Source organism: Exiguobacterium acetylicum DSM 20416 (assembly GCF_000702605.1).
GTDB classification, from domain to species: domain Bacteria; phylum Bacillota; class Bacilli; order Exiguobacteriales; family Exiguobacteriaceae; genus Exiguobacterium_A; species Exiguobacterium_A acetylicum.
This window is the reverse complement of record NZ_JNIR01000001.1, coordinates 2,364,573-2,389,675: the sequence shown is the minus strand read 5'-3', so window position 1 is coordinate 2,389,675 and position 25,103 is coordinate 2,364,573. Positions and strand designations below refer to the sequence as shown.

Annotated in this window: 28 protein-coding genes; 20 read left to right on the top strand and 8 right to left on the bottom strand. The window is 49.9% G+C overall.

Annotation, left to right across the window (positions count from 1 at the left end; translation table 11 throughout):
• Nucleotides 1-101: 101 nt before the first annotated feature.
• The 8 genes from treC to P401_RS0112545 form a co-directional block, all read right to left on the bottom strand.
• A complete protein-coding gene (treC, locus tag P401_RS0112580) occupies nt 102-1,742 on the bottom strand; it encodes an alpha,alpha-phosphotrehalase (protein WP_029342764.1) in 1,641 nt (546 codons plus the stop codon).
• Nucleotides 1,743-1,763: 21 nt separating this feature from the next.
• Complete coding sequence (gene treP / locus P401_RS0112575) at nt 1,764-3,203, bottom strand: PTS system trehalose-specific EIIBC component (protein WP_029342763.1); 1,440 nt, start codon at nt 3,201-3,203, stop codon at nt 1,764-1,766.
• A gap of 182 nt (nt 3,204-3,385) precedes the next feature.
• The gene (gene treR, locus P401_RS0112570; protein WP_029342762.1) at nt 3,386-4,093 is read right to left on the bottom strand and encodes a trehalose operon repressor; all 708 of its coding nucleotides are present in this window, start codon (nt 4,091-4,093) and stop codon (nt 3,386-3,388) included.
• A 130-nt stretch (nt 4,094-4,223) separates the two neighbouring features.
• Nucleotides 4,224-4,871, bottom strand: coding sequence for a DUF4352 domain-containing protein (locus tag P401_RS0112565; RefSeq protein ID WP_029342761.1), 648 nt, complete (start codon nt 4,869-4,871; stop codon nt 4,224-4,226).
• Between the two features lie 11 nt (nt 4,872-4,882).
• Entirely contained in the window at nt 4,883-6,241 is a 1,359-nt protein-coding gene (locus P401_RS0112560; RefSeq protein ID WP_029342760.1) for an alkaline phosphatase, read from the bottom strand.
• Nucleotides 6,242-6,411: 170 nt separating this feature from the next.
• Nucleotides 6,412-7,386, bottom strand: a complete 975-nt coding sequence (locus P401_RS0112555) for a hypothetical protein (RefSeq protein ID WP_029342759.1) — start codon at nt 7,384-7,386, stop codon at nt 6,412-6,414.
• A complete protein-coding gene (locus tag P401_RS0112550) occupies nt 7,379-8,245 on the bottom strand; it encodes an ATP-binding cassette domain-containing protein (protein WP_029342758.1) in 867 nt (288 codons plus the stop codon). Before P401_RS0112550 ends, P401_RS0112555 begins: the two co-directional genes overlap by 8 nt.
• Nucleotides 8,239-8,607 (bottom strand): GntR family transcriptional regulator, encoded by a 369-nt coding sequence (locus tag P401_RS0112545; protein ID WP_029342757.1) that lies wholly within the window; start codon nt 8,605-8,607, stop codon nt 8,239-8,241. Before P401_RS0112545 ends, P401_RS0112550 begins: the two co-directional genes overlap by 7 nt.
• Before the next feature lie 156 nt (nt 8,608-8,763).
• On the opposite strand from P401_RS0112545, the gene prfA reads away from it, so the two are divergent.
• The 20 genes from prfA to P401_RS0112440 all read left to right on the top strand — a co-directional run bounded on the left by prfA (nt 8,764) and on the right by P401_RS0112440 (nt 25,093).
• The gene (gene prfA, locus P401_RS0112540) at nt 8,764-9,822 is read left to right on the top strand and encodes a peptide chain release factor 1 (RefSeq protein ID WP_029342756.1); all 1,059 of its coding nucleotides are present in this window, start codon (nt 8,764-8,766) and stop codon (nt 9,820-9,822) included.
• Nucleotides 9,822-10,670: a peptide chain release factor N(5)-glutamine methyltransferase gene (prmC, locus tag P401_RS0112535; RefSeq protein ID WP_029342755.1), complete on the top strand. Its 849-nt coding sequence runs from the start codon at nt 9,822-9,824 to the stop codon at nt 10,668-10,670. Before prfA ends, prmC begins: the two co-directional genes overlap by 1 nt.
• Nucleotides 10,667-11,665, top strand: a complete 999-nt coding sequence (locus P401_RS0112530) for an L-threonylcarbamoyladenylate synthase (RefSeq protein WP_029342754.1) — start codon at nt 10,667-10,669, stop codon at nt 11,663-11,665. Before prmC ends, P401_RS0112530 begins: the two co-directional genes overlap by 4 nt.
• A 17-nt stretch (nt 11,666-11,682) precedes the next feature.
• Nucleotides 11,683-12,198 (top strand): low molecular weight protein arginine phosphatase, encoded by a 516-nt coding sequence (locus P401_RS0112525; RefSeq protein WP_029342753.1) that lies wholly within the window; start codon nt 11,683-11,685, stop codon nt 12,196-12,198.
• 5 nt (nt 12,199-12,203) lie between these two features.
• Entirely contained in the window at nt 12,204-12,644 is a 441-nt protein-coding gene (gene rpiB, locus P401_RS0112520) for a ribose 5-phosphate isomerase B (RefSeq protein ID WP_029342752.1), read from the top strand.
• Nucleotides 12,644-13,183: a TIGR01440 family protein gene (locus P401_RS0112515; RefSeq protein ID WP_023469511.1), complete on the top strand. Its 540-nt coding sequence runs from the start codon at nt 12,644-12,646 to the stop codon at nt 13,181-13,183. The genes rpiB and P401_RS0112515 overlap by 1 nt, the downstream gene beginning before the upstream one ends.
• A gap of 111 nt (nt 13,184-13,294) precedes the next feature.
• The gene (gene glyA / locus P401_RS0112510; protein WP_029342751.1) at nt 13,295-14,554 is read left to right on the top strand and encodes a serine hydroxymethyltransferase; all 1,260 of its coding nucleotides are present in this window, start codon (nt 13,295-13,297) and stop codon (nt 14,552-14,554) included.
• A gap of 74 nt (nt 14,555-14,628) precedes the next feature.
• Nucleotides 14,629-15,297, top strand: coding sequence for a response regulator transcription factor (locus P401_RS0112505; protein WP_029342750.1), 669 nt, complete (start codon nt 14,629-14,631; stop codon nt 15,295-15,297).
• The gene (locus tag P401_RS0112500; RefSeq protein WP_029342749.1) at nt 15,294-16,649 is read left to right on the top strand and encodes a HAMP domain-containing sensor histidine kinase; all 1,356 of its coding nucleotides are present in this window, start codon (nt 15,294-15,296) and stop codon (nt 16,647-16,649) included. The genes P401_RS0112505 and P401_RS0112500 overlap by 4 nt, the downstream gene beginning before the upstream one ends.
• 75 nt (nt 16,650-16,724) lie before the next feature.
• Entirely contained in the window at nt 16,725-17,753 is a 1,029-nt protein-coding gene (locus P401_RS0112495) for an ABC transporter permease (protein WP_029342748.1), read from the top strand.
• Entirely contained in the window at nt 17,750-18,418 is a 669-nt protein-coding gene (locus tag P401_RS0112490; protein WP_029342747.1) for an ABC transporter ATP-binding protein, read from the top strand. The genes P401_RS0112495 and P401_RS0112490 overlap by 4 nt, the downstream gene beginning before the upstream one ends.
• A gap of 154 nt (nt 18,419-18,572) precedes the next feature.
• Entirely contained in the window at nt 18,573-19,532 is a 960-nt protein-coding gene (locus tag P401_RS0112485) for a plant Invertase/pectin methylesterase inhibitor family protein (RefSeq protein WP_029342746.1), read from the top strand.
• Nucleotides 19,533-19,604: 72 nt separating this feature from the next.
• Nucleotides 19,605-20,234, top strand: coding sequence for a uracil phosphoribosyltransferase (upp, locus tag P401_RS0112480; protein WP_029342745.1), 630 nt, complete (start codon nt 19,605-19,607; stop codon nt 20,232-20,234).
• Between the two features lie 124 nt (nt 20,235-20,358).
• Nucleotides 20,359-21,492 (top strand): non-hydrolyzing UDP-N-acetylglucosamine 2-epimerase, encoded by a 1,134-nt coding sequence (gene wecB / locus P401_RS0112475; RefSeq protein WP_029342744.1) that lies wholly within the window; start codon nt 20,359-20,361, stop codon nt 21,490-21,492.
• A gap of 765 nt (nt 21,493-22,257) precedes the next feature.
• Nucleotides 22,258-22,476, top strand: a complete 219-nt coding sequence (locus P401_RS0112465; RefSeq protein ID WP_023469502.1) for an AtpZ/AtpI family protein — start codon at nt 22,258-22,260, stop codon at nt 22,474-22,476.
• On the top strand, nt 22,473-22,859 hold the full coding sequence (locus P401_RS0112460; RefSeq protein ID WP_023469501.1) for an ATP synthase subunit I: 387 nt from the start codon (nt 22,473-22,475) through the stop codon (nt 22,857-22,859). Before P401_RS0112465 ends, P401_RS0112460 begins: the two co-directional genes overlap by 4 nt.
• A gap of 8 nt (nt 22,860-22,867) precedes the next feature.
• Nucleotides 22,868-23,611: a F0F1 ATP synthase subunit A gene (atpB, locus tag P401_RS0112455; RefSeq protein WP_029342742.1), complete on the top strand. Its 744-nt coding sequence runs from the start codon at nt 22,868-22,870 to the stop codon at nt 23,609-23,611.
• A 75-nt stretch (nt 23,612-23,686) separates the two neighbouring features.
• Nucleotides 23,687-23,899, top strand: a complete 213-nt coding sequence (gene atpE, locus P401_RS0112450; RefSeq protein WP_023469499.1) for a F0F1 ATP synthase subunit C — start codon at nt 23,687-23,689, stop codon at nt 23,897-23,899.
• Between the two features lie 127 nt (nt 23,900-24,026).
• Entirely contained in the window at nt 24,027-24,560 is a 534-nt protein-coding gene (gene atpF / locus P401_RS0112445; protein WP_029342741.1) for a F0F1 ATP synthase subunit B, read from the top strand.
• Nucleotides 24,560-25,093 carry a F0F1 ATP synthase subunit delta gene (locus P401_RS0112440; RefSeq protein ID WP_029342740.1) on the top strand — a complete coding sequence of 178 codons (534 nt, stop codon included), beginning with the start codon at nt 24,560-24,562 and terminating at the stop codon, nt 25,091-25,093. The genes atpF and P401_RS0112440 overlap by 1 nt, the downstream gene beginning before the upstream one ends.
• Nucleotides 25,094-25,103 lie beyond the last annotated feature (10 nt).

The window sequence follows — 25,103 nt, the reverse complement described above, 5'->3', positions numbered from 1 at the left end:
CGTGTATGATGAAGTATGAGAAAAGGGAGATCACGTTCCGGGTCATGTAATCGGATGGTGATTTCCCTTTTTATTTGATCAAGAGAACAACGAGAGATGCATCACTTTTTACGATAAAGCATCAAGGATTCATAAGGATGTAACGTCAGAGTTTGACCCTCTGTCTGTATCTGCTGATAATTGTGAATCAACACCGTATAGTCCGACCCGTCACGAGGTAACGTGAACGTCGTGTCTGTTCCGTAGAAGTTCGAAACGACAAGCAACTCTTCCTCGTTCGTTACGCGTTCGTACGCCCAGAGTGACGGATCGTCTGGTGTCAACAGACGGTACGAACCATCCGTGAGCACGTCATACTGTTTACGGAGTTGAATCAATCGTTTGTAATGATGATAGACCGAGTCAGGGTTTGCGACAGCCGACTCGACATTGATCTGGTCATACGTCGGCGAGACCGGTATCCACGGATCGCTTGTACTAAAGCCACCGTTGAGTGCGTCTGACCATGGCATCGGCGTCCGCGCATTATCACGTGATTTTTGACGAATCGCAGCGAGAATCGCTTCTTCCGCTACACCGTTGTTCCGAGCTTCCTGATACGCGTTCAATGTCTCGACATCGCGGTAGTCAGATAGGTCCGTGAAGTCCGGATTCGGCATGCCGATCTCTTCTCCTTGATAGATATACGGTGTTCCTTGTAAGCCATGAAGTGTCGTCGCGAGCATCTTCGCACTTTCAACGCGATACGTGACGTCGTCACCAAACCGGCTGACGACGCGTGGCTGGTCATGGTTGCACCAAAAGATCGCGTTCCAAGCTTGTCCGTTCATGCCGGATTGCCAGTCGGAGAAAATCTGTTTCAGTTGCTTGAAATCAAACGGTGCTGCTGTCCATTTTTCACCGTTCGGATAATCGACCTTCAAATGATGGAAGTTGAACGTCATCTTCAGTTCTTGTTCATCAAGCGACGAATAACGAAGGCAGTGATCAAGCGACGTCGACGACATCTCACCGACCGTCATGAGATCGTGTCCGGCAAAAACTGCTGCGTTCATTTCTTGCAAGTAATCATGGACGTTCGGTCCGTCCGTATAATACGCACGTCCGTCTCCTGCTGGATCGTTCGGAAGACCTGGCGTCTTCGAGATCAAATTGATGACATCGAGTCGGAAGCCGCTGACCCCTTTATCGCGCCAAAAGCGCATCATGTTGTAAACATCTTCCCGTAAACGTGGATTTTCCCAGTTCAGATCCGCTTGCGTCTTGTCGAATAGGTGCAAGTAATACTTGCCAGCTACCTCGTCAAATGACCAAGCGGGACCGCCAAACTTGGATACCCAGTCGTTCGGTGTATCGCGCCAAATGAAGTAGTCGTGATAGGGACTATCCGGATGACGTCCTTCTTCGAACCAAGCATGTGACGTCGAACAGTGATTGACGACGATGTCCATCATGACAGACAAACTGCGTTGTTTTGCTTCTGCAAGTAACGTCTCAAAATCGTCCATCGTGCCGTAAGATGGATCAATTGCATAATAATCACTGACATCATAGCCATTGTCGTTTTGCGGTGAGGCATAGACCGGCGTCAACCAGAGGTAATCGACACCAAGATCCGCCAGATAATCGAGTTTGGCGGTTACGCCGCGTAACGTACCGGTCGCTTTGCCCTCCGGACTATAAAAACTCTTCGGATAGATTTGATAAACGGCGGATTTGCGCCAATCGGTTGTCGTGATCATGAGATACACACCTTTCTAGAATTACGCTGCTTTTTTCAGGGCAGCTTTTTTTGCGCGTTTCGTTGAGACATAGTGGAACAGGAACGTACAGGCGACAGGGACGATGATCGCGATCACCATGCCGACGATGAACGATAAAATCGAGCCTGGTACGATCGAAATGAAAGCTGGTAGTCCGCCAACACCAATCGCAGGAGCGAGAACGCCACTGACGGCAATGAAAGCTGACGCGATGGCAGAGCCGACGAGTGCTGCGTAAAACGGATACTTGAACCGGAGATTGACCCCGAACATCGCTGGTTCCGTGATCCCGAAGTAAGCAGAGAGTGCCGACGTCGACGCCATATTCTTATCGTTGACGTTTTTCGCAAGGAAAAGCATCGCAAGTGTTGCTGAACCTTGAGCGATGTTCGAAATCGCGATCATCGGCCAGATGAACGTCGTGCCACTTTGTCCAATCAACTGTAGGTCAACGGCGATGAACATATGGTGCATGCCAGTGATGACGAGCGGCGCATAGAGTGCGCCAAAGAGTAAGGCACCGAGTAACGGAACAGCTTCGAACGTATTGACGACACCGATCGTAATCCAGTCACCGACTTGACGCGTGACCGGTCCGATGACGGCAAGAGCGAGGAAGCCGGTCAACGTGATCGTCGTAATCGGTACGACGAGTAATTGAATCGCATTCGGTACGCGTTGTTTGAGCCAACGTTCAATCGTACTGAGAACATAAGCAGCGGCGAGCACAGGGAGGATTTGTCCCTGATAGCCAACTTTTTCAATTTCAAAGAGACCGAGAATGTTGAATGTCGGGATTTCACCTTTTAGAGCACTTTGTCCGTAGTTCCAAGCGTTTAAGAGATCTGGGTGAACGAGCATCAGACCCATGACGATTCCGAGAATCTCACTTCCACCAAAGCGTTTCGTCGCTGACCAACCGACGAGTGCCGGCAGGAAGACGAAGGCGGTGTTTGCCATCATATTGATGAGATCCCAAAGTCCTTGTAAGTTCGGATAACGATCGATCATCGTCTTGCCACCGAACTCGATACCGAATAGATTATTGATTCCCATTAAGAGACCAGCAACGATGATCGCCGGGATGATAGGCATGAAGACATCAGAAAAGACTTTGATCAACTTTTGGAACGGATTCATCTTGGCAGCGCCAGACGATTTAACATCTGCGATCGTTGTTGCCTGTAAACCGGTTAATTGAATGAATTCTGCATAGACCCGGTCGACGTCTCCGGCACCAATGACGATTTGATAGACACCCGCGTTCAAGAACGCGCCTTTGACGAGCGGAACTTCAAGTAAGGCTTCTTGATCGACAAGCTCTTGATTCTTAAGCGTTAAACGAAGACGGGTGACACAGTGAGCTGCCTGCTCAACGTTCTCCTTACCTCCGATGTTCTCAATGATTTGCTCTGCAATCTGACGATAGTTTGGTTTCATCTCGATGCTCCTTTTTGGAAGTGACATACTCGACCACTTTTAAAATGAAAACGTTTTCTTATCTGCGCACACTTATCTTAACTTATCTATATAAGTTGGTCAAGAACTTATATAGATAAGTTGGGGAGAATAAAAAAGAGAGAATCCGTCATCTACGAATTCCCTCATCTTGCAGCCTATATTCAACGACGGGCAATATCAGTGAACTGAAACTTATCGAGCCGGTGACGCGATTCCGTCCGTTCGAAATGTTGTCCTTCATAGAAATACGTATCGTTCGTGACAACGATGACATGCGTCATATCGTGAAGGTCGAGTCGTTCTTGGTCTTCCATTGTCGCAGGGCGAGCTTCGATTTTTCGTTTTGCGTAGCTGATCTGCCGACCAAGTGTCTCTTCGATGTACTGATAGATCGAACCTTTAGCGATGTCAGTAGTCAGTCCAGGCACGAGTGCGGTCACGAAATGATTGATGTCACGGATGACCCGTTCACCATCAATTTGACGAATGCGCTCGACGCGTGTCACGTTCGTTCCTTGTGCCACATGTAATAACGAAGCGAGCTCAGCAGAGGCGGAGAGGACTTCGCAAGACACTACATCCGTTTCAACGACATGTCGCCCCATCCGGCGATGGGCTTCCGAGAAGCTGACGATCCCATTGAATTGGAACTCAATCGCTTCTTGCGACAGGACGAAGACACCTTTCCCTTGGTGTTTGCGGACGAAGCCTTTCTCTTGCAAGGCATCAATCGCTTTTCGGACCGTTCCGCGACTTGCTTCGAACTCCTGCATCAGCTCTGTTTCTGACGGCAACTTCGTCTCAGCAGGAAGTGTCCCTTCCTGAATACGTTGCGCGAGCTCATGGTAGATGTTTAAATACTTCGGCATATCATCCGTCCTTTGCATTCAAATAGTGCTTTTAGTGTAGCATGGAACGATTGCAGGCATCAAAATAGCTCCACCTGTCGTCCGGGCATGACCCGAAAAAACAGATGGAGCGTAAAAGCAGGAATGAGTGTTAACGAAGAGACGTCGAAAATGTCGTGCCTTTTTTGAGGACATCTTGTTTTTTATCTAGGACGTCACTTGTTAAGAGTTCAATCGAATCAACCGGTTGTTCCAAAATGAAGCCGAAGTTACCGCTTCGTGATTCGGACGGAGCGTATGTCTTCGCGAGCGACTCTAAATAGACGTCGTCTTCAAGCGTCTTTTCAGTTGCGGCACCGAGCTTAAAGTGGGCGACCGGATTGAACGTGACCGGTTCATCACTCGTATTCTTGATCGTGACGCGTGTCTTGATCAAGTCGAAGGATTCATCGTGCGTGAAACCGTGGAAGAAATCAATCATGCCGTAGCTTGGGCGAGCATGAAAGACTTTGATCTCTTCGATCGTCATCTCGATCGGACCAATCTTCCGTGTTTCGTTCACTCGTTTGAATTGTTTAAGCGTCAGGTCGCCCTTATCATCCGTGACGGTCTGATCGATTTTTGTCAAATCGCGATCGTCTGGAATTTGCGGGTTTGGAACGTAGGCGCTTGTTTTTTCAAGCGATACCGGCTGCTCCTGTTTCGCAGACGCTGGTTCTTTTGGTGTGTCTTGTGATGCTGAAGTGCCACAACCAGCGAGCACCGTCCCGAGCATCAAAGTAGCAAGTATCTGTCTCATGAACATTCTCCTTATTTCTTCGATTTCAAGAGATCGAAGATGATTTTCGCGTGATCCGTGTTGTCGACTTGTCCCGCGAAACGTTCTTTAGCAGGACCGAACGCATAGACCGGTACGTCTTCACCTGTATGTCCACCTGTAGTCCAGCCTGTATGCGAGCGTTCGTTGAAGATTTCTTCAATCGCATTATCGATCTCGAGTAATTTCTTCGATTCAGCAGCGCGGGAGACGCTATCGATTTCTTTGTCCGTCAAGGCGAGTTTGTCCTGATCGATATACGTCGTCAACGTCTTGCGGACGTCCGCACCATCGACGATTTTTTGCGCCATGAAGTCAGGTGTTTTCTTTGCCGCTTTGATCGGTTCAGCGAACCAGTTATAGATGCCATCTGCACCGATTGAATATCCACCCGTTGAGTGGTCAGCTGTCGCGACGACGAGTGTATGTTTATCCTTCTTTGCAAATGCGATCGCGGCTTTGAATGCCCGCTCGAAGTCTTCCATCTCACTCATGGCACCGACGATATCATTGTCATGACCGGCCCAGTCGACTTGGCTACCTTCGACCATCAGGAAGAATCCTTTTTTATTCGAGTCGAGTCGCTTAATGGCAGAGTTCGTCATTTGTTCAAGTGATGGGACCGAGTTTTCGCGGTCAATCCGTTTTGGTAATCCACCATCTGCGAACAGACCGAGGACTTGTTTGTTTTTATCACCTTGCAATTGATCCAGATCCGTGACGTAACTGTAACCGTCTTTTTTGAATGCTTTCGTCAAATCAACATCCGGACGGACGAAGTTCGACTTACCGCCACCGAGCATGACGTCAATTTTATGCTTCCCATTGACGCGTTCCTTGAAGTAATCGTCTGCGATCGCGTTCATGTTCTTTCGGCTCTCATCATGAGCACCGAACGAAGCAGGTGTCGCATGCGTGATTTCCGATGTTGCAACGAGTCCTGTTGACTTACCACGTTCTTTCGCTGCTTCAAGGACGGTCTTGACTTCCGATTTATCGTTATCAACGGCAATCGCTGCATTATACGTCTTGATGCCGGATGACATCGCTGTTGCTGCGGAGGCGGAATCGGTGACGTTTTCCTTCGGATCTTCCGGATAAGTCATCTGTTGACCAACGAGGTATTGGTCAAACGCTGTTTTTTCAGCAACCGGTGTCGATGGATCGTTCTTTAAGTAACGATGTGCTGATGTATACGAGACCCCCATCCCGTCGCCGATCAAGAAGATGACGTTCCGGATTTCCGGTGATTTAACAGGTTTCGTCTTTGCTTCTGCTTCAGGCATCGAGAACATCGTACTGAGGGAAAGGGTTGATAAGGCAAAAATCGGAATGATACGTTTTAATTTCATAAGGGTTCCTCCTCGAAAGGTGCTGGGGTTTGATGATCGATACGACCTACAAACTCCACCTTACGGATAGAATGTGAAATCCATGTTTATCGTTTGTAAAGCTTTGTGAAGAATCGATGACAAAAAAATGGACCTTCTGAAAAGTCATTTCAGAAGGTCCATTCGTTGCATTAGCGACTCCACCCAATCATCCGACGATAAGAGCTGAACGTCGGCCAGGCGAGAATCGCGATTGCGAGCCAGTACAGGAATTGATTCTCGGACGAAATCAGACCGATGATTCCCGCGAGTAGGATTGTCGTATAGATCGAGAAGGTGATGATGAGTGCTGGATGTAATTTTGGGAAAATCGTGAAACGCCCGAGACGTTCGTTCGCACCTTTGACATAGAGACGACTACCGAAAATCAGTAAGATGACCGTCAAGGCTAAACTGAACAACACAGCATAGGTGATGTTGAAATCGGTATTGTACTCGAAGAAGAGCGCAAATGGCGTCGTGATCGTCATCAAAAAGCTTGTTGGTTTGTCTAACTCTTCATAGCCCACGCCAAAACCCAGTTGACCGATAGCATAGATACTGAAATACGTGAAGTAATTCAAGAACAAGAAGAACGTTCCGAGTAACAGTTGTCCGATGATGTCACCGGCAACTGTTCCGGCGAATAAGAAGATTGTTAAAATCGTCACATCAAATAGAAGGAATAGACCAAAATCTTGAAGGAGTGACGACCACGTGACGTAATCAAACGGATTGATACCGAATCCTTGCAGTAATGACCAACTGACGAAAAAGCCGATGATCGGGAAGACGATCAACGTCACGACGCCAATCGCCCATTTGATCCAGAACAGCCAGACCTTCGGGAACGGCAACGCATGTAAAATCAGGCTGCGACCACTCCCACGCTCCGAACCGAGCATCAGGATTGCAAAGACCGCAATCAGAATTGCAGCGAATCCAGCGAAAAACGGACTGACGAGTACGGTGTTGAGTAGCTCGGGTTGCTGAGACACATCGTATTTTTCAAATTCATTGATAACGGTATAACTGCCGAACCCATAACTGAAGATCGCCAGTAGAATAAAACAAGCGAGTGGCCAGATGCCTTGCTTGATGTGATAGCGGATCAATTGCTTAACCATGTCGTTTCCCTCCAAATGTCCCTAAGAAGTAATCTTCCATCTGCACCGGCAAAGCATCCTTTAATAGAGGACGCGTCGTTTCAAGATACTGCGCGCCTGCATCGGATAAGACGAGTAACGTCACGACCCGACCCGTTTGGGATAAGACGTGGAGATCGGCATGACTGAGCTCTGGAACGTCTTCGTAGACGACTTGCCATTTCTGCATGCTAGCTTTGGCATCATCGAGTGCCTTCGGTTCGCGGACGAGGTGTTTTTCGATCGTCATGACGCGGTCGGCAAGGGAATCGAGTTCTTCGAGTTGATGGGAAGCAATCAGAACGGCTGTCTGACGCTCCGCAAGTAACGAGACGAGTTGTTTCAGATAATCACGTTTATTGATCCGGTCAAGTCCATCGGTTGGTTCATCGAGCAACAGAACGGGGGCATTCGTTGCAAACGCGAGTTGGAGAAGGAACAATTGGGCTTGTCCCTTCGATAAAGAAGTGACGCGACGTCCGCGATCGAGATTCGACGAGCGGCAGTAGTTTTCGATATATGTCTTCTCGAAGTTCGGATAAAAGACGTGGTAGAAGTTGATCAGTTCACCGAGCGTCATCTGGCGGTAGACGGAAACAGAATCCGGAACGAGGAAAAGGTGCTCCCGCGTCTTCGGAACGTGATGGATCGACTCACCATTCCATTCGACTTTCCCGCGGGTCGGCTCGAGCGCTCCAACGAGTGTTTTCAGTAATGTCGTTTTTCCGGCACCATTACGACCAATCAAGGCAGTAATCGTTCCTGCCGGCAGGGTGAAGGATGCATTTTCATAAATCATGGTACGGTCAATTTGTTTCGTCAGATGAGAAACGGTCAACATGAGGAATCCTCCCTTATGTGTAAAATGTGTTGATAAAGTTCTTCGTTTGAGATGGATAATTCGTCGGCGATGGCACAAAGGCGGATGAGTGGATCTTGGATGGCGGCTTGTTTGACTTCATGAAGTGGGATGTCTGAGATGAAGGAGCCTTTACCGCGCATCGTGACGATGAAGTTGCGGCTCTCGAGTTCCTGATAGGCGCGGGAGACAGTGTTCGGATTGACAAGGAGTGTACCGGCAAGTTCACGGACGGATGGCATCTGTTCGCCGGAGCGGAGTAGACCACGGGCAATCGAGCGGATGATTTGAGCGACCAACTGTTCATATATCGGTAACGGACTTTTCGGATCAACGGTGAACATTTCTTCACCTCCTTAAGTGTACTAATTCAATTAATACACCAATTATAGGAATTTAAAACCCGTCTGTCAACGTTTCTTTTCAAGAAGACGATGACGCCATCGATCGCAATATTTGCTATACTGACGACAGAAGAACCGCCAGGAAGGATGACCGAGATGTTGGATCGATTGAGTGCGTTAGAGGACCGTTATGAAAAACTGAATGATATGTTGGCTGATCCAGCCATCATCAATGATACGAATCAATTGCGAGAGGTCTCAAAGGAGCAGTCACAACTTGCGCCGACCGTTGAGACCTATCGCGTCTACCGCGAGAAGATGGAAGCTTATCAAGAGGCACGCCAGATGTTAACGGATCCTGAGATGCGCGACCTTGCGAAGGAAGAAGTCGCGATGCTTGAGCCGGAGATCAAAGAGCTCGAAGCCAAGCTGAAAGCTTTATTATTACCGAAGGATCCGAATGACGATAAGAACGTCATCGTCGAGATTCGTGGTGCGGCAGGCGGAGACGAGGCAGCCTTATTTGCGGGTGACCTTTTCAAGATGTACTCGAAGTTTGCTGAGAAACAGAGCTGGAAGATTGAGATCATCGATGCAAGCTACACGGAACTCGGTGGCTACAAAGAGATCATCTTCATTATCAAAGGAACGGGTGCTTATTCGAAGTTGAAGTACGAGAACGGGGCACACCGCGTCCAACGCGTTCCGTCAACGGAATCCGGTGGACGGATTCATACATCGACGGCAACCGTCGCTGTGTTGCCTGAAGCAGAGGATGTCGAAGTCGAAATCCACGATAAGGATGTCCGAGTCGATACGTTTACGTCGAGTGGACCGGGTGGCCAGTCCGTCAATACGACACAGTCCGCTGTCCGTGTCACGCACGTGCCGACGGGAATCGTCGCCAGCTGTCAGGATGAGAAGTCGCAAATCAAGAACAAGGAAAAAGCGATGAAGGTCTTGCGCGCGCGTGTCTACGATAAGATTCAACGCGAACATCAAGCTGAATATGATGAAAAACGAAAGTCGGCAGTGGGTACGGGTGACCGTTCGGAACGAATCCGGACGTATAATTTCGCACAAAATCGCGTGACGGACCATCGCATCGGATTGACGATTCAAAAGCTTGACCGAATCTTGCAAGGCGAGATGGATGAAGTCATCGATACGCTCGTCATGGAACATCAGGCACGGGCATCGGAGGCGGCAAACTGATGCGGATCGCAAAACGTCTAAATGAGGCAAAAACGATGATGGAACAAGCAGGACGCGAGGGTTCAAGTGCCGAATGGTTACTCATGCACGTCTTGGATGTCGACCGGACCGGACTCCTTGTCCGTCTATCCGATGAATTGACACCAGAGCAGGATTTACGGTTCAGTGAATACTTGCTTGCTCATGTTCACGGCGTGCCCGTTCAGCATTTAATCGGCTATCAGCCGTTTTATGGGCGGGATTTCCGTGTCACACCGGATGTCTTGATTCCACGACCGGAAACGGAAGAGTTGATCGTCTTCGTCACGGAGCGTCTCAAACGTGAGTCGTTCACCGCGGGACAGATCGTCGACATCGGAACTGGGAGTGGAGCGATCGGAATCACGCTCGCCCTCGAACTCGAGCAACCGGTCACGACTGTCGATATTTCACCGGCCGCTATTACGGTCGCGAAGCAAAATCAAGCAGCGCTTGGTGGAGACGTGACGTTCCTTGAAGGAGATTTACTAGCGCCACTTGCGGATAATTCCGTGCGGGTGCTTGTTTCGAATCCTCCTTATATCGAGGAAGAGGAATTACTCAGTGAAGTCGTATTCGATCATGAACCGCATCTCGCCCTGTTTGGCGGAAAAGACGGTCTCGTCTTTTACCGACGTCTCGTCGAAGAGAGTGGACGGGTCCTACGCGACGATTTCCGACTGATTGCGTTTGAAATTGGACACAATCAAGGACCAGAAGTGCAAATGATGTTAAAAGAACGTTATCCAAATGCGGAAACGGGTATTTTAAAAGATATAAACGGTAAAGACCGTATCGTGTATGCGGAACGAAAGGATTGTACAGCGTGAAGACGGAAATGATTGACTTACAGACGATGGATGAAGCAGTTCGGTTATTGCAGGAAGGAGAGGTCGTGGCGATGCCGACCGAGACTGTCTATGGTCTCGCAGGGGACGCAACGAACGAAGCGGCTGTTCGGCGAATCTTCGCCGCGAAGGGTCGACCTTCTGACAATCCACTGATTGTCCACGTCGCATCCGTAGAACAGGCACATCAGTTCGTCACGCACATTCCAGATGTTGCGGCACGTTTGATGGAGGCGTTCTGGCCAGGAGCCTTGACGATCATCCTCGAATCGAACGGCACCGCATCCACACTCGTCACAGCAGGACTAGATACGATCGGATTACGGATGCCAGACCATCCGCTCGCGCTTCGCTTGATTGAGGCGACAGGGTTGGGTCTCGCAGCACCGAGTGCCAACCGTTCCGGAAAACCTTCACCGACGTCATCTGCGCACGTCGCACATGACCTCTCGGGACGCATCGCTGCGATCGTCGATGGAGGGGAAACGGGCATCGGGGTCGAATCGACTGTCATCGATTGTACGATGACGCCACCGGCGATTTTACGACCGGGCGGCGTGACACGCGAACAAATCGAGTCGGTCATCGGTCCTGTCACACTCGATCCTGCCTTATCGATGAAAGATGTTACACCGAAGGCACCCGGGATGAAATATACTCACTATGCACCGGAAGCAACACTGTCCGTAGTTGAGGGAGATCTTTCATTCTTACAGCAACTCATCGATGATGCACGACAAACCGGACACAAGACGGGCGTTCTCCTGTTTGATGGGGAGGATGTCGACGCAGATGTTCGCTGCTTCCTTGGTAACTCGATGGAGACGGCGGCACAACGTCTTTACGATTGTTTACGGCGATTTGATCAGACGACGGTGGATCAGATTTTTGTACGAGACCTATCAGAAGAAGGGGTGGGGCTTGCGGTCCGCAACCGCCTCCATAAAGCAGCAGGTGGTCGGGTCATTCGCCCTTGAAGAAGGAGGATACGGAGATGAGCACACGTCGCGTTTTATTCATCTGTACAGGAAATACATGCCGTAGCCCGATGGCGATGGCGTTACTACGCTCTAAGGTCGCTGATCAGGAATTCGACGTCCGTTCAGCAGGACTACGTTCGATGCAAGGATTTGATGCGTCCGAGAACGCCTTACAAGTGTTACGTGAGCGCGGTATCGAACTCGAGCACTATACGCAAGTCTTTGATGATGTACTCGGACGTTGGTCTGACATCATCTTGACGATGACGCGTCAGCACAAGCAGGAAGTCGGTGAACGGTATCCGGAACTGAAGGAACGGACGTTCACCTTATATGAATACGTGACAGGGCTTGAACGGGATATCAACGACCCGTACGGCGGATCGATGAATGTCTATCGTCAAGTACGCAATGAACTCGAACCCCTCGTCAACCGTCTTGTGTTAAAATTGACGCAGAACGGAAACGGAAGAAAAGCTCCGGATGCACGGAAACTTCCGAAAAAACAACCTAAACAAACGGGGGAATAGTAAAGATGAAAGTAGCAATCGGCGCGGATCATGGCGGTTTTAAGTTAAAGGCAGAAATCAACGACCTCTTACAAGAGCTCGGCATCGACTATACGGACTTCGGTACGCATTCAGCCGACTCGATCGATTATCCGGATGTCGCGATTCCAGTCGCTGAGGCAGTCGCGAACGGAGAGTTTGATCGTGGTATCTTGATTTGTGGAACAGGCATCGGGATCGGAATCGCAGCGAACAAGGTCAAGGGCATCCGAGCAGCACTCGTCCATGATACGTTCAGTGCGAAAGCGACGCGTCAGCACAACGATTCGAACATCTTGACGATGGGCGAACGCGTCATCGGTCCAGGACTGGCTCGTGAGATCGCACAACTTTGGCTTGAAACGGAATTCGAAGGCGGGCGTCATGAGAACCGCGTTTGCAAAATCTCAGATTATGAGGTGAAGTAATGGACTTGACACGCATCCAGCACGATTTAGAAGAAGCACTGAACGCTCTGGATGAACGATTTTCCTTAAAAGGAAAATTGCTCGTGATCGGCTGTTCGACGAGTGAGGTCATCGGTAAACAAATCGGCAAAGCTGGTTCACCGGAAGTCGCGGACGCCTTGTTCGATGTCTTCGATGCCTTTCGTCGGTCGCATCAAGTCGATCTTGCCTTCCAAGGCTGTGAGCACATCAACCGAGCATTGACACTTGAGCGGCAAACGGCAGAACGACTCGGACTTGATCCAGTAACGGTCGTTCCCGTTCCGGAAGCAGGTGGATCGATGGCGAGTGCTGCGTATCAACGCTTCTCGGCACCGGTCGTCGTCGAAGCGATTCAGGCAGACGCCGGAATCGATATCGGCGATACGTTCATCGGCATGCACTTGAAAGCTGTCGCGATTCCAGTGCGCTTGCCGCACAAGGAAATCGGTGAGGCACATGTGACGGCAGCCGTGACACGACCGAAATTAATCGGTGGAGCACGTGCTAAATACGAATGATTGATGCAAGGGGTTGCGCACCCCTTGCTTTTTTGATGTTCTTTTTAGGGATGCCGGGAACGAAACATTCGTGTTAAGATAGGTCTATCGAAATGAAATGGGGGAATTCAGATGGAACAAACACCGCTTACGTATCTGAAACAACAAGATGAGGCACTCTTTTCGGCAATGCGCCAGGAACTAGGTCGTCAACGGGATAACATCGAATTGATCGCATCCGAGAACTTCGTCTCGCAAGCTGTCATGGAAGCACAAGGCAGCGTCTTGACGAACAAGTACGCAGAAGGTTACCCAGGTCGTCGTTATTATGGTGGCTGTGAGTATGTCGATCTCGCTGAGAATTTAGCACGCGACCGCGCGAAGGAAATCTTCGGTGCGGAGCACGCGAACGTGCAACCACACTCGGGTGCACAAGCGAACATGGCGGTTTACTTCACGATTCTCGAGCAGGGCGATACGGTCCTCGGGATGAACCTCTCGCACGGTGGCCATCTGACGCACGGTAGCCCCGTCAATTTCTCCGGTGTCCAGTACAACTTCGTGGAATACGGTGTCGATCAAGAGACAGAGATGATTGATTACGATGTCGTCGCGAAATTAGCAGAAGAGCATAAACCAAAATTAATCGTCGCGGGCGCATCGGCGTATCCGCGTGTCATCGACTTCAAACGTTTCCGTGAAATCGCAGACAGCGTCGGTGCTTACTTGATGGTCGACATGGCACACATCGCTGGACTTGTCGCAGCAGGTCAGCACCCGAACCCAGTCGAGCATGCACACTTCGTCACGACGACGACGCATAAGACGTTGCGTGGTCCACGTGGTGGGATGATCCTCTGTAAAGAAGAGCATGCGAAAGCAATCGATAAAGCCATTTTCCCAGGCATCCAAGGTGGTCCACTCATGCATGTCATCGCCGCGAAAGCTGTCGCGTTCGGTGAAGCTCTTGCACCAGAGTTCAAGGACTACATCGGTCAAGTCGTCACGAACGCAAAAGTCCTCGGTGAGGAATTGACGAAGCGTGGACTCCGGATCGTCTCAGGCGGAACGGACAATCACTTGCTCCTCGTCGACTTACAACCGCTCGGTATCACAGGGAAACTCGCAGAGCATGCACTTGACGAAGCCGGCATCACGGTCAACAAGAACACGATTCCGTTCGATCCAGCGAGCCCGTTCGTCACGAGTGGTATCCGGATTGGAACGGCAGCGATGACATCACGTGGCTTCAAGGAAGCCGAGATGAAAGAAATCGCCGAGTTGATCGAACTCGTCTTGAACCATCCAGAAGAAGCAGACGTTCTCGCACAAGCACGCGAGCGTGTCGTTGCTTTGACAGGTCGTTTCCCACTCTACCCAGAGCGCGGGTGACCGTCATCCCCTTCGTCCTTTTCGTTATGAGAAGGGGAAGGGGATTTTTGTTTGTCTAAAAAAGGAGGCGTACGATGTATATTCTAGTCGTTGAAGATGATCCACATATTCAAGCACTCGTCTGTTCAACGTTACAAGCCGATGGACATTCCGTCCGAGCGACAGCAGACGGAAACGAAGCGCTCGCTTGGATCGAGACGATGACGTTTGAAGCAGCCGTGCTCGACGTCTTGCTCCCCGGGCAGACCGGTCTCGTCCTGTGTGAGCGATTACGGCAAAACGGGGACATCCCGATCTTGATGCTGACGGCGCTCGGTGAACTAACGGATAAGCGAGATGGTTTTGCAGCAGGTGCTGATGATTACATCACAAAGCCGTTCGATCCGGAAGAATTAGTGTTTCGGCTTCACGCCGTGGCTCGGCGCTATCAAAAAGCGGCGCAACCCGTCCTACATCTCGGGGATGTCACGATTGATAAACGCAGTCAGCTCGTGACGATCCAGTCGACCGAGTGGACACTCCCGCGGCGCGAGTTCGAATTATTACATCAGCTGGCAAGTTTTCCGGGACGGGTCTTCAGCCGCGAAGAATTGATCGAACACGTCTGGGGACTTGATTTCATGGGAGACGATCGGACGATTGATGTTCACATCAAACGACTTCGTGGACGCTTAAAGGAGACGAATCAGGTGAAGATCGAGACCGTTCGCGGACTCGGGTACCGGTTGGAGGTCGAAGCATGAGGAGCCTCTATACAAAGATTGTCGGACTCGTCTGTGTCGTCTTACTCGTGTCCGCCCTGCTTGCTCTTTTAATCAGTAACATCGCCTACTATTCGTTCTGGCAGGACAGCTATAGCCAAAAAGTCGAGGAAGCGGTCGAGACAGCGATCGATTATTACGAGACGCACGGTGACGGAAAGACGGAATCGTTTTACCGGATGTTACAAGCAACTGGCTTTCAACTATATGTACAAACAGATGACGGAATCGAGCGTTACGGAAACACATTTCGCAATGAAACGCTTTCGAGTCAAGTCATCGAGCAAGTGAAGAACGGTCACCCGTATTACGGGATGCGCGAGTATCCGTTCCATCTGTTCCTGCTCGGTCTGTTCGATAACGAGGTCATCAATACGTACGGCACATCAGTCAAAACATCGCAAGGAACGGACGCGATCTTCGTCCGTCCGGACTTAAGTCGGCAGATCCGTGAGTTGCACCTGTTTGTTGGTCTGTTCCTCGGACTGCTTGTCGTGATCAGCTTTCTCTTGCTCGTCTTCTCAATCCGGTATCTCGTGCGTCCGATCCGGCGCCTGACAAAAGCGACGGAACAGATGGCGGACGGTGACTACGGAATCCGCGTCGGAACGAAGGCACGCGATGAGATTGGAGAACTGTCCCGACGCTTTGACGAGATGGCAACGGCAGTCGAAGCGTCTGATACGGAACGACGCCGGTTCGTTGCAAACGTCTCGCATGAATTTCAGTCGCCGCTGACGACGATCTCAGGGTACGCTGGACAATTACATGTCGCAAGCGAGGATGAAGCGAAACGGACGATCATTCAACAAGAGGCAGCGCGAATGTCGGAGCTGACGCGTCAATTATTGATCTTAGCGAAGCTTGATGAAGGACGGCGCTTCAAACGACAATTACTTGATCTACGAACGAGTCTAGAGACGACACTCACAACACTTGCCTTTCAGCTGGATGAGCAAGGCATCGCTGTCGCACTCGGTGTATCGCCAGCACTACAGATTCAAGCAGATGCCAGTGCGCTCGAACATGTCTTCCAAAATGTCATTCGAAACGCCGTCTCAGTCTCAGCCGAAGGAGCGACGATTCATATTCAAGCGGAAGAACAAGTGAATCAGGTCATCGTCCGAATCAAGGACGAAGGACCAGGTATGACCGAACAACAGATGGAACATGCCTTTGAACGCTTTTATCAAGGCGATGCATCCCGAACGTCGCGCGGGACGGGACTCGGGCTTGCGATCGTTAAAGAGACGATGCGCCAACTTGGTGGGGACGCGAACTTGTCGTCTGATTCATCCGGTCTGACTGTGACATTGACTTTTTTACGCATTTGACGCGTGCGTTCATGTTCCGTTCATATTGCAGTCGTATCATCAATCCTGTAGCGAACATACAGGAGGGATCACGCAATGAAACTAGGGTGGAAAGAACTCGTCCGGATGAAAGGACGATTCAGTTGGATGACGATCGTGACGATGTTGATCGTCTTATTGATTTTGATGATCACCGGTCTTGCGGACGGGCTGGCCTACGACAATGGGGCTGCCGTCCGTAATCTACCGGTCGAACAGTTTGCACTGAGTAAAGATGCGGAAGGGCAGCTGACCCGTTCGTTCTTACAGGCGGATGAGACACCAAAGGGCGCGGAAGCACTCGGTGTCCAGAACATGGTGCTTGAGAAGAAGAATGGAACGAAGGATGATGTGACGGTCTTTGCGTTACCACAGACGACGAACTATGGTCCAAAACAGCTGCAATCGTTGCAAAAAGGTGAAGTTCTCGTCGATGCTGCGTATGCAGAGCAACGCGGAACCCGTGTCGGCGATACGATCAAGGATTTTCGGACGAAAGAGACGTTCCGGATTGCCGGTACAGTAACGGACGGACGTTATAGTCACGCACCTGTCCTCTGGATGACGGATGAATCTTGGCAAGCATGGCAATCGAAGATGGGGGCATCATACGTCTCAGCGTATATCGGTCAGTCGTTGCAAACGGATCAAGTCGTCTTCTCAAAACAAGCAGTCGTTGAGAACGTACCAGGCTATGCAGCGGAGCAAAACTCCTTCCAGATGATGCGGGTCGCACTCGTTGTCATCGGGGCATTGATTCTGACTGCCTTCTTCTATATCTTGACGATGCAGAAGATGAAACAGCTCGGTGTCTTGAAGGCAATCGGCATCCGGACCCGGACGATGGGTGCGAGTCTACTCGTACAAGTCATCCTCTTGACGAGCCTCGCCTTTGCTGTCAGCGTCGCCATCACCTATTTAACAAGTCGTTTCTTACCGGCGGATCTTCCATTCCGTTTTGAATGGTCGACCAGTCTGATGTACGGCGGCATTTTACTCGTAACGGCAATCTTCGGTGCGCTCGTTCCGTTACGGATGGTCAAGAAACTCGAAGCGGCAGATGCGATGGGAGGAATGAACGGATGATTCGATTAAATCAGATTGAGCAAAGTTATGGTGAGATGACGGTTCTGCATGACATCAACTTACAGGCAGAAGCGGGTGAGTTGATTGCCCTCGTCGGACCGAGCGGTAGTGGGAAAAGTACATTACTCCAGCTGCTTGGATTGTTACAGACACCAACGAACGGTGCCGTCTACTTTGATGATACGTGCGTCAGTGAAGCAACGGACGAAGAACGTCGTCGTTTGCGTCTCGAAGAAGTCGGGTTCATCTTTCAAGAATCGCATCTCGTACCATTTTTGACAGCAGGAGAGCAACTGGAGCTGGTCGCGCAGGAAGCGGGGCGAACCGTTGACGTGACATCGGCGCTCGCGGTGTTCGGACTCGAGCACCGGAAAGACCATTTGCCGCACGCCTTATCAGGTGGCGAACGACAACGTGTCGCGATTGCCCGGGCATTCGTTAATGAACCACGCCTTGTACTTGCGGATGAACCGACGGCAAGTCTCGATTACCCGAACGGTCGCCGGGTGATGGAACTGTTGCAACAACAAGCGCGTGAGTCGAACAAGACCGTCATCGTCATCACGCATGACGAACGGATGCTTGACGTCTGTGACCGGATTTGGCAGATTGAAGATGGGCGGATCACGGAAGCGACAGCATCCCGATCCTATTCTCATAGCTGAACGACTTTTCCTTTTGCTTTCGTGCGTCAGTGCATGTAAAAGCAAAAGGTTTTTTTGATGATTTGTCCACAAGATAGGGGAAACGGACCATTTGCGGAAGCGTTATCTTTGTTATACTTAACCATAGTAAAAAAAGATAAGGGTGGAAATAAATGTGAATTTGACAGCCTTGATTCAAAGTGAATTACAAGCCATCCAGACCGAACGATTGACGGAATGGTTTACACATAAAAGCTGCGAGCGCCGGGAATATCACCGGATGCTCGAAGATTTCAAAGCAATCGTCATCATGCAACAGGCAGGATTTTATGAACAGGCAGATGCTCGTTTCGAGCAGTGGAAGACCTTACCGATGCCAGCAGAAGTCTATCGTTATCGCCTGGCGATTGCAGGAAAAGCAGGCGGAAAACGCATTGTGCAGAAACGACTGTCATCGTTTCCGATGACGGTTCAGAATCATCCACAATTGAAAGACTGGAAGAGACTCGGAAAAATGAACCAGTGGTGGATTGGTGGAGCCGTTGCTGTCGTCTCTCTCATTCTCGTCTGGACACAGTTGGATAGCGAACCTGCCACAACACCGGTCGCAACGAAACAAACAGAGGTCGAGCAACAACTCGCAGCGTTGCAAACGGAAGTCGAACAGTTAAAAGAAAAAAACGAACAGTTGGCAAGTGAGCAAGAGAAGGCGAAAGCGATCAAGCCAGAGAAGAAGGAAACAAAAACGGAAACGCAGGAGCCAAAAGTGTCTGCGAAAGACGCGCTCGAGCAAGGGGTTGCTGCTGTTCAGGCGAAAGACTACAAACGAGCAGACAGTGTCTTGACCGGATCCGTCTTGACGAACAAAGAGACAGCAGGTATGGCACGCTTCTATAAGTTGATCGCTGCCGGAAAGCTCAAGCAGACGACACAGGCGGATTATATTGCCTATCGGAAAGATTTCCCGAAGTCCGGATACATGAGTGACGTCCTCTGGATGCAAGCGGTCTATGAACAAAAATATAAAAAAGGTGATTATCGTGCGACCTTGCAAGAACTCGCGAAACAACCGGACAATGAATGGTCTTACGCCGCAAAAGCAATTCTATCAGGGAAGAGTACGCTCGGGAACTGACGAAAAAACAGTTCCCAAGCAGTACGTTTTTAGAGTACAATGCGAAAAGAGAATGGAGAGGAGATGCAAACAATGAGTAAAGTACATGTATTTGATCACCCATTGATTCAGCACAAGATGACGATCATGCGTAAAGTCGAAACAGGAACGAAACAATTCCGGGAACTTGTCGACGAGGTGGCTTCATTGATGGCATATGAAATCACACGTGACCTTCCACTCACAGATGTCGCGATCGAGACACCGGTCACGAAGACGACGCAAAAGATGATCGAAGGCAAGAAACTCGGGATCGTCCCGATTCTCCGCGCCGGTCTCGGTATGGTCGACGGCATGCTCCGCATGATGCCGAACGTCAAAGTCGGTCACATCGGTTTGTACCGTGACCCGGAGACACTCGAGCCAACGGAATACTACCTCAAGCTTCCGACAGACGTCGCAGAACGTGATTTCGTCGTCGTTGACCCGATGCTTGCGACAGGTGGTTCGGCGGCAGACGCCATCTCCTCACTGAAGAAACAAGGGGCAAAGAGCATCAAGCTCGCATGTCTCTGTGCAGCACCTGAAGGCGTCAAACGCGTTCAAGAAGAACACCCGGACGTCGACATCTATCTCGCGGCACTCGACGAGAAGTTGGATGACCACGGATATATCGTCCCAGGACTCGGTGATGCAGGAGACCGTCTCTTCGGAACGAAGTAAAAACAGTAAGATACACAACAAGACCGCAGACGATGATCTGCGGTCTTTTCGTTGCTATTTCGTAAACTGCGCAAGACTGCTGAAGTATGCTTTAATGAAAAAAGGAAAAAAGGAGGAAGTCACCATGCCGATTACAATCATGCCGATTTTCGGGACACGACCGGAAGCTATCAAGATGGCACCGCTCGTCAATGCCCTGAAGCAACACCCTGCTTTTGATGTTCATGTTACGATTACTGCCCAGCACCGTGAAATGCTCGATCAAGTGCTTGATTTGTTCGAGATTGAACCGGATCACGACTTGAATATCATGAAGCAACGTCAGACACTCGTCGATATTACGACGCGTGGTCTTGAAGGACTCGATGCGATCATGAAGGAAATCAAGCCGGATCTCGTCCTCGTCCATGGCGACACGACGACGACATTTGTCGGAAGCCTTGCTGCCTATTACAATCAGATCGCGGTCGGTCACGTCGAGGCGGGACTGCGGACATACAATAAATACTCGCCGTTCCCGGAAGAGGTCAATCGTCAGTTGACGTCGACGCTTGCGGACTTACATTTCGCTCCGACAGCGCAAGCTGCAGCGAATCTCGCATCCGAAAATCGTCACACTGGTGTCTACATCACGGGGAATACGGCGATCGATGCTCTGCAGACGACCGTCCAATCCGATTACGTCCATCCGATGCTCGAGACGGTCGGGGACCGGAAGTTGATCTTGATGACGGCACATCGTCGTGAGAACCAAGGGGAGAAGATGCATCAGATGTTCCGAGCGATTCGTCGCCTCGTCGATGCGTTCCCGGATACGCATGTCGTCTATCCGGTCCACCTCAATCCGGTCGTTCAAGAAGCAGCGAAGACGGTCTTTGAGGGGCATGACCGGATTTCGTTGATTGCTCCGCTCGACGTGTTCGACTTCCACAACTTCGCGAGCCGTGCGCATTTAATCTTGACTGATTCAGGTGGCGTACAGGAAGAAGCGCCGTCACTTGGTGTACCTGTTCTCGTTTTACGGGATACGACGGAGCGTCCGGAAGGGATTGCTGCCGGAACGTTGAAGCTTGCCGGTACGGAAGAAGAGACGATCTATCAGATGGCGACCGAACTGTTGACGAACGAAACACTTTATCAAGAAATGGCGCATGCCTCGAACCCGTATGGCGACGGTCATGCGTCCGAACGCATCGTCCAAGCGATCCTGCATCACTTTGGTCAAGGGGAAGCGCCGGCACCGTTACTCACACAATGAAGTAGGACAGCACGTGTCATCACCCGACTCCTACAGGAAAAAGCGCGACTTGTCGCGCTGTCAGAGACGAACAAGACCCGAATTCACGGACCGGGAGGAACGTGAATCCTGGCTTGTGTCTCGCCTGAGGAAAGCGGGTGAAGGAAGCGTGAGGAATTCAAAACAAGATAAAATACTAGTATATGTAGCTTCTTGCATGAAAGAGCTATATTATTTTTGTCATTTCCACTAAAATCAGCCCATTTGTTTAGAAAATGTAAAACCAGATGACCTTGAAACTGGAAAGGAAACGATGACGATTCAAGCTGTGACGTACCGCACGATTGAAAAAATGGAAATCGTTGAAATGTATTGTTACAAACAGATGTCAGAGCTGTTTTTATGTCCCGATTCGGAAGCGTTTTCAATTGTGAACAAAAAATGTTTTTTCACAAAATCGACACAAATCAATTTTAGAGGTCTTGTTTCGGTTGAACGGGCACGATATAACGTTACTATTCAACGGTTTTGTTCACCATATGAACAATCTCTTTAACCGTTGATAGTACTACATATTTTCTTCACATCTTCGTGAAATGACTTGCACGGATGACATCTGTGAAAACCTTATCAATCGTTGATATGTATAGGTTTTTCGGCTCTGTTTTTATTGTGAATTCATTTGACTATGAAAGCTGCTTCATTGTATTCTTGACTAGTATGAAAATCCGCAAATTGTGGGAAAGAAAAAGAACTCACAATTGGGAAAAAAGGGGGTCGTCTCTAGTGCGCCAAAGTGGGCTCGCGAAGAGTATGGTCATGGCCTCGCAAATTTCGACGGCACTGGCTGCACCGATCGTCATTGGCTTTTTGGTTGGGAACTATGGGGAACAACAACAATGGTGGGAAAAAATGGGTGCGACGTTCGCCGTGTTCATCGGGATTTTCATCGGCATTCTTTGCATGATCGCCATGATCAGGCACTTGTTAGGGGAGAAGACATGAACATCATCCTTCAAGATGCGTTGTATCGTGCGTACTTACGATGGTTTGGACTCTTTTACGGAATCCTGGCTGTCCTGCTGCTCATCGGACGCCCGAGTGATCCAGTCATCTATGGACTAGCACTTGGTGGAACTGGCAGCTTTCTGATCTTGACGCTTCAACGACTCAGCGTCGATCGGATGTATCGTGTAATCGAGACGGGGCGTAAGCCAGTGTCTCGAGGGACCGTTTCACGCATGGCGGTCGCGGTACTTTGTGTGATGATCGGTTTGAAATATCAAACTGAATTGTCATTAACTGCGGTGGTAATAGGCCTTCTCGCCGGCCACGTCATACAATTTTGTGAGTTCTTGACTCACGAACTCAAGCGGGAAAAGAGGTGAATAGTCAAATGAACCACGAAATGCCACTTTACGAAATCCCACTCTGGGGTGACTTCGTTCTGTACGGTAGCTGGACGAACTTGATCACAGTATTGATTGCTGCTGCTCTCGTCTTCTTGATTGCCGTGGCCGGTACGCGACGTCTTGTGATGAAGCCAACCGGTGCTCAAAACGTGATGGAGATGTTCCTTGAATTCGTTCGCGGAATCATCAGCAGCACGATGGACTGGAAAACAGGGGGTCGCTTCCTTACGTTCGGAATGACATTATTCCTGTTCATCCTTGTGTCCAACATCATGGGTCTCCCATTCAACGTCGTGACTGGACACTACATTTGGTTCAACTCACCAACTGCAGATCCTTACGTGACACTGGCACTTTCATCTCTCGTAGTAGTCTTAAGTCATTACTACGGTGTGAAGATGCGAGGCTTCGGCGCTTATGCGAAAACATTCATGACGCCGATGTTTATCATTACCATCATCGAGGAGTTTGCAAACACGTTGACGCTCGGTCTTCGTCTTTACGGAAACATCTTCGCTGGTGAAATCATGATCGGAATCATTCTTTCGATCGGTATCGTCTCTGGTACGAACGATTTCCAATTCCTCGGACCAATCGGCGCGATCATCTCGGGTATCCCGATGTTGATCTGGCAAGGATTCTCACTCTTCATCGGTGGTATCCAAGCGTACATCTTCCTTATCTTGACGATGGTTTACATCGGACATAAGGCAGCGCACGACCATTAATTCGAAGGTAAAGCATCCGCTTTTCCGATAACAGCACGACAAATCAATGAACATACTCTAGGGAGGCAATTTATCATGAATCTTATTGCAACAGCGATCATCATCGGACTCGGCGCACTCGGCGCAGGTATCGGTAACGGTCTTATCGTAAACGGTACAGTATTAGGTCAAGCACGTCAGCCAGAACTCAAAAACGAACTTCGTCAAACAATGTTCATCGGTATCGGTCTTGTTGAGGCACTTCCAATCATCGGTGTAGCGGTCGGTTTCCTTCTTCTCAACTCTTAATCCACGATTAACGAGAACGGACTACATAGGGCGCTATTCGTTCAACGTTTGAGTGAACCGTCACGGGAGCTTAGGCTCCCTTATGTAGATATTGAAGTTGAACCAACCACGAGGGGAGTGTAATCGAATGAATCTAACGTATCTTGCGGCAGAGGCTGGCGGCGAAGGCAACCAACTCTTACTAGCCAACATGATCGTCACGATCGTCGTTTTCCTCTTGCTCCTCATCCTCTTGAAGAAATTCGCATGGGGCCCGCTCGTCAACATGATGAAAGCGCGGGAAGGGCATGTGGCTAGCGAGATCAACTCGGCTGAAAAGAGCCGTAAAGACGCTGAAGTCTACGTAGAACAACAACGCGAAGAATTAAACAAGGCGCGTACGGAAGCACGCGATCTTTTAGAAGCATCACGCCGTCAGGCAGAAGCAGAGCAAGCACGTGCGATGGAGCAGGCACGTCTTGAATCCGAAATGAGTAAGGAAGAAGCTCGCCGTGCGATCGAACGTGAACGCGCTGAAGCACAAGCTGCTTTGAAGAACGATGTCGCTCTTCAAGCAATCGCTGCAGCACGCCACGTCATGAAAACACAGCTTGCGACAGACGAAGCCGCTCAAAAAGCACTCGTCGATCAATTCCTTGCTGATACTAAGGGCACGAACTAATGCGTGATCACGTAGCGGGACGCTACGCAAAAGCGCTCTTCGATCTTGCGCTTGAGCACCATGTGCTCGAGCAAGCAGAAGCTGATGTGCGGACGCTCGGCGAAGTGCTCCACGCAACACCAGAGCTCGCTTCGGTTTTAGATAACCCATCGATTTCTGCTGAAGAGCTCAAGCAAGTTCTTCAAACAAGCTTCACTGGCTTCAACACGATCGTCTTGAACACATTGCTTGTCATGGTCGAAAACGACCGGGCGGCAGAGATCGTTACATTACCGGAACACTTCATTGCATTGTTGAATGAACACCGCAATGTCGCGACGGCAATCGTCACGAGTGCATACAAATTGTCGGACGAGGAACTCACGAAAGTGAAAGAGACGTTTGGCCAAAAATCAGGTAAAACGCTTGAAGTCGAGAACGTCGTCGACACGCGCGTCATCGGAGGACTTCGCGTCCAAATCGGTTACACGACATATGACGGAACGATCGAAACTAAACTAACGCGCCTTGAGCGTGAGCTGTTAAAAGCGTAAGAAAATAGGG

Coding starts and splice junctions, on each gene's coding strand:
- treC (WP_029342764.1), bottom strand. CDS start 1,742: ATGATCACGACAACCGATTGGCGCAAATCCGCCGTTTATCAAATCTAT.
- treP (WP_029342763.1), bottom strand. CDS start 3,203: ATGAAACCAAACTATCGTCAGATTGCAGAGCAAATCATTGAGAACATC.
- treR (WP_029342762.1), bottom strand. CDS start 4,093: ATGCCGAAGTATTTAAACATCTACCATGAGCTCGCGCAACGTATTCAG.
- P401_RS0112565 (WP_029342761.1), bottom strand. CDS start 4,871: ATGAGACAGATACTTGCTACTTTGATGCTCGGGACGGTGCTCGCTGGT.
- P401_RS0112560 (WP_029342760.1), bottom strand. CDS start 6,241: ATGAAATTAAAACGTATCATTCCGATTTTTGCCTTATCAACCCTTTCC.
- P401_RS0112555 (WP_029342759.1), bottom strand. CDS start 7,386: ATGGTTAAGCAATTGATCCGCTATCACATCAAGCAAGGCATCTGGCCA.
- P401_RS0112550 (WP_029342758.1), bottom strand. CDS start 8,245: ATGTTGACCGTTTCTCATCTGACGAAACAAATTGACCGTACCATGATT.
- P401_RS0112545 (WP_029342757.1), bottom strand. CDS start 8,607: ATGTTCACCGTTGATCCGAAAAGTCCGTTACCGATATATGAACAGTTG.
- prfA (WP_029342756.1), top strand. CDS start 8,764: ATGTTGGATCGATTGAGTGCGTTAGAGGACCGTTATGAAAAACTGAAT.
- prmC (WP_029342755.1), top strand. CDS start 9,822: ATGCGGATCGCAAAACGTCTAAATGAGGCAAAAACGATGATGGAACAA.
- P401_RS0112525 (WP_029342753.1), top strand. CDS start 11,683: ATGAGCACACGTCGCGTTTTATTCATCTGTACAGGAAATACATGCCGT.
- rpiB (WP_029342752.1), top strand. CDS start 12,204: ATGAAAGTAGCAATCGGCGCGGATCATGGCGGTTTTAAGTTAAAGGCA.
- P401_RS0112515 (WP_023469511.1), top strand. CDS start 12,644: ATGGACTTGACACGCATCCAGCACGATTTAGAAGAAGCACTGAACGCT.
- glyA (WP_029342751.1), top strand. CDS start 13,295: ATGGAACAAACACCGCTTACGTATCTGAAACAACAAGATGAGGCACTC.
- P401_RS0112505 (WP_029342750.1), top strand. CDS start 14,629: ATGTATATTCTAGTCGTTGAAGATGATCCACATATTCAAGCACTCGTC.
- P401_RS0112500 (WP_029342749.1), top strand. CDS start 15,294: ATGAGGAGCCTCTATACAAAGATTGTCGGACTCGTCTGTGTCGTCTTA.
- P401_RS0112495 (WP_029342748.1), top strand. CDS start 16,725: ATGAAACTAGGGTGGAAAGAACTCGTCCGGATGAAAGGACGATTCAGT.
- P401_RS0112490 (WP_029342747.1), top strand. CDS start 17,750: ATGATTCGATTAAATCAGATTGAGCAAAGTTATGGTGAGATGACGGTT.
- upp (WP_029342745.1), top strand. CDS start 19,605: ATGAGTAAAGTACATGTATTTGATCACCCATTGATTCAGCACAAGATG.
- wecB (WP_029342744.1), top strand. CDS start 20,359: ATGCCGATTACAATCATGCCGATTTTCGGGACACGACCGGAAGCTATC.
- P401_RS0112460 (WP_023469501.1), top strand. CDS start 22,473: ATGAACATCATCCTTCAAGATGCGTTGTATCGTGCGTACTTACGATGG.
- atpB (WP_029342742.1), top strand. CDS start 22,868: ATGAACCACGAAATGCCACTTTACGAAATCCCACTCTGGGGTGACTTC.
- atpE (WP_023469499.1), top strand. CDS start 23,687: ATGAATCTTATTGCAACAGCGATCATCATCGGACTCGGCGCACTCGGC.
- atpF (WP_029342741.1), top strand. CDS start 24,027: ATGAATCTAACGTATCTTGCGGCAGAGGCTGGCGGCGAAGGCAACCAA.
- P401_RS0112440 (WP_029342740.1), top strand. CDS start 24,560: ATGCGTGATCACGTAGCGGGACGCTACGCAAAAGCGCTCTTCGATCTT.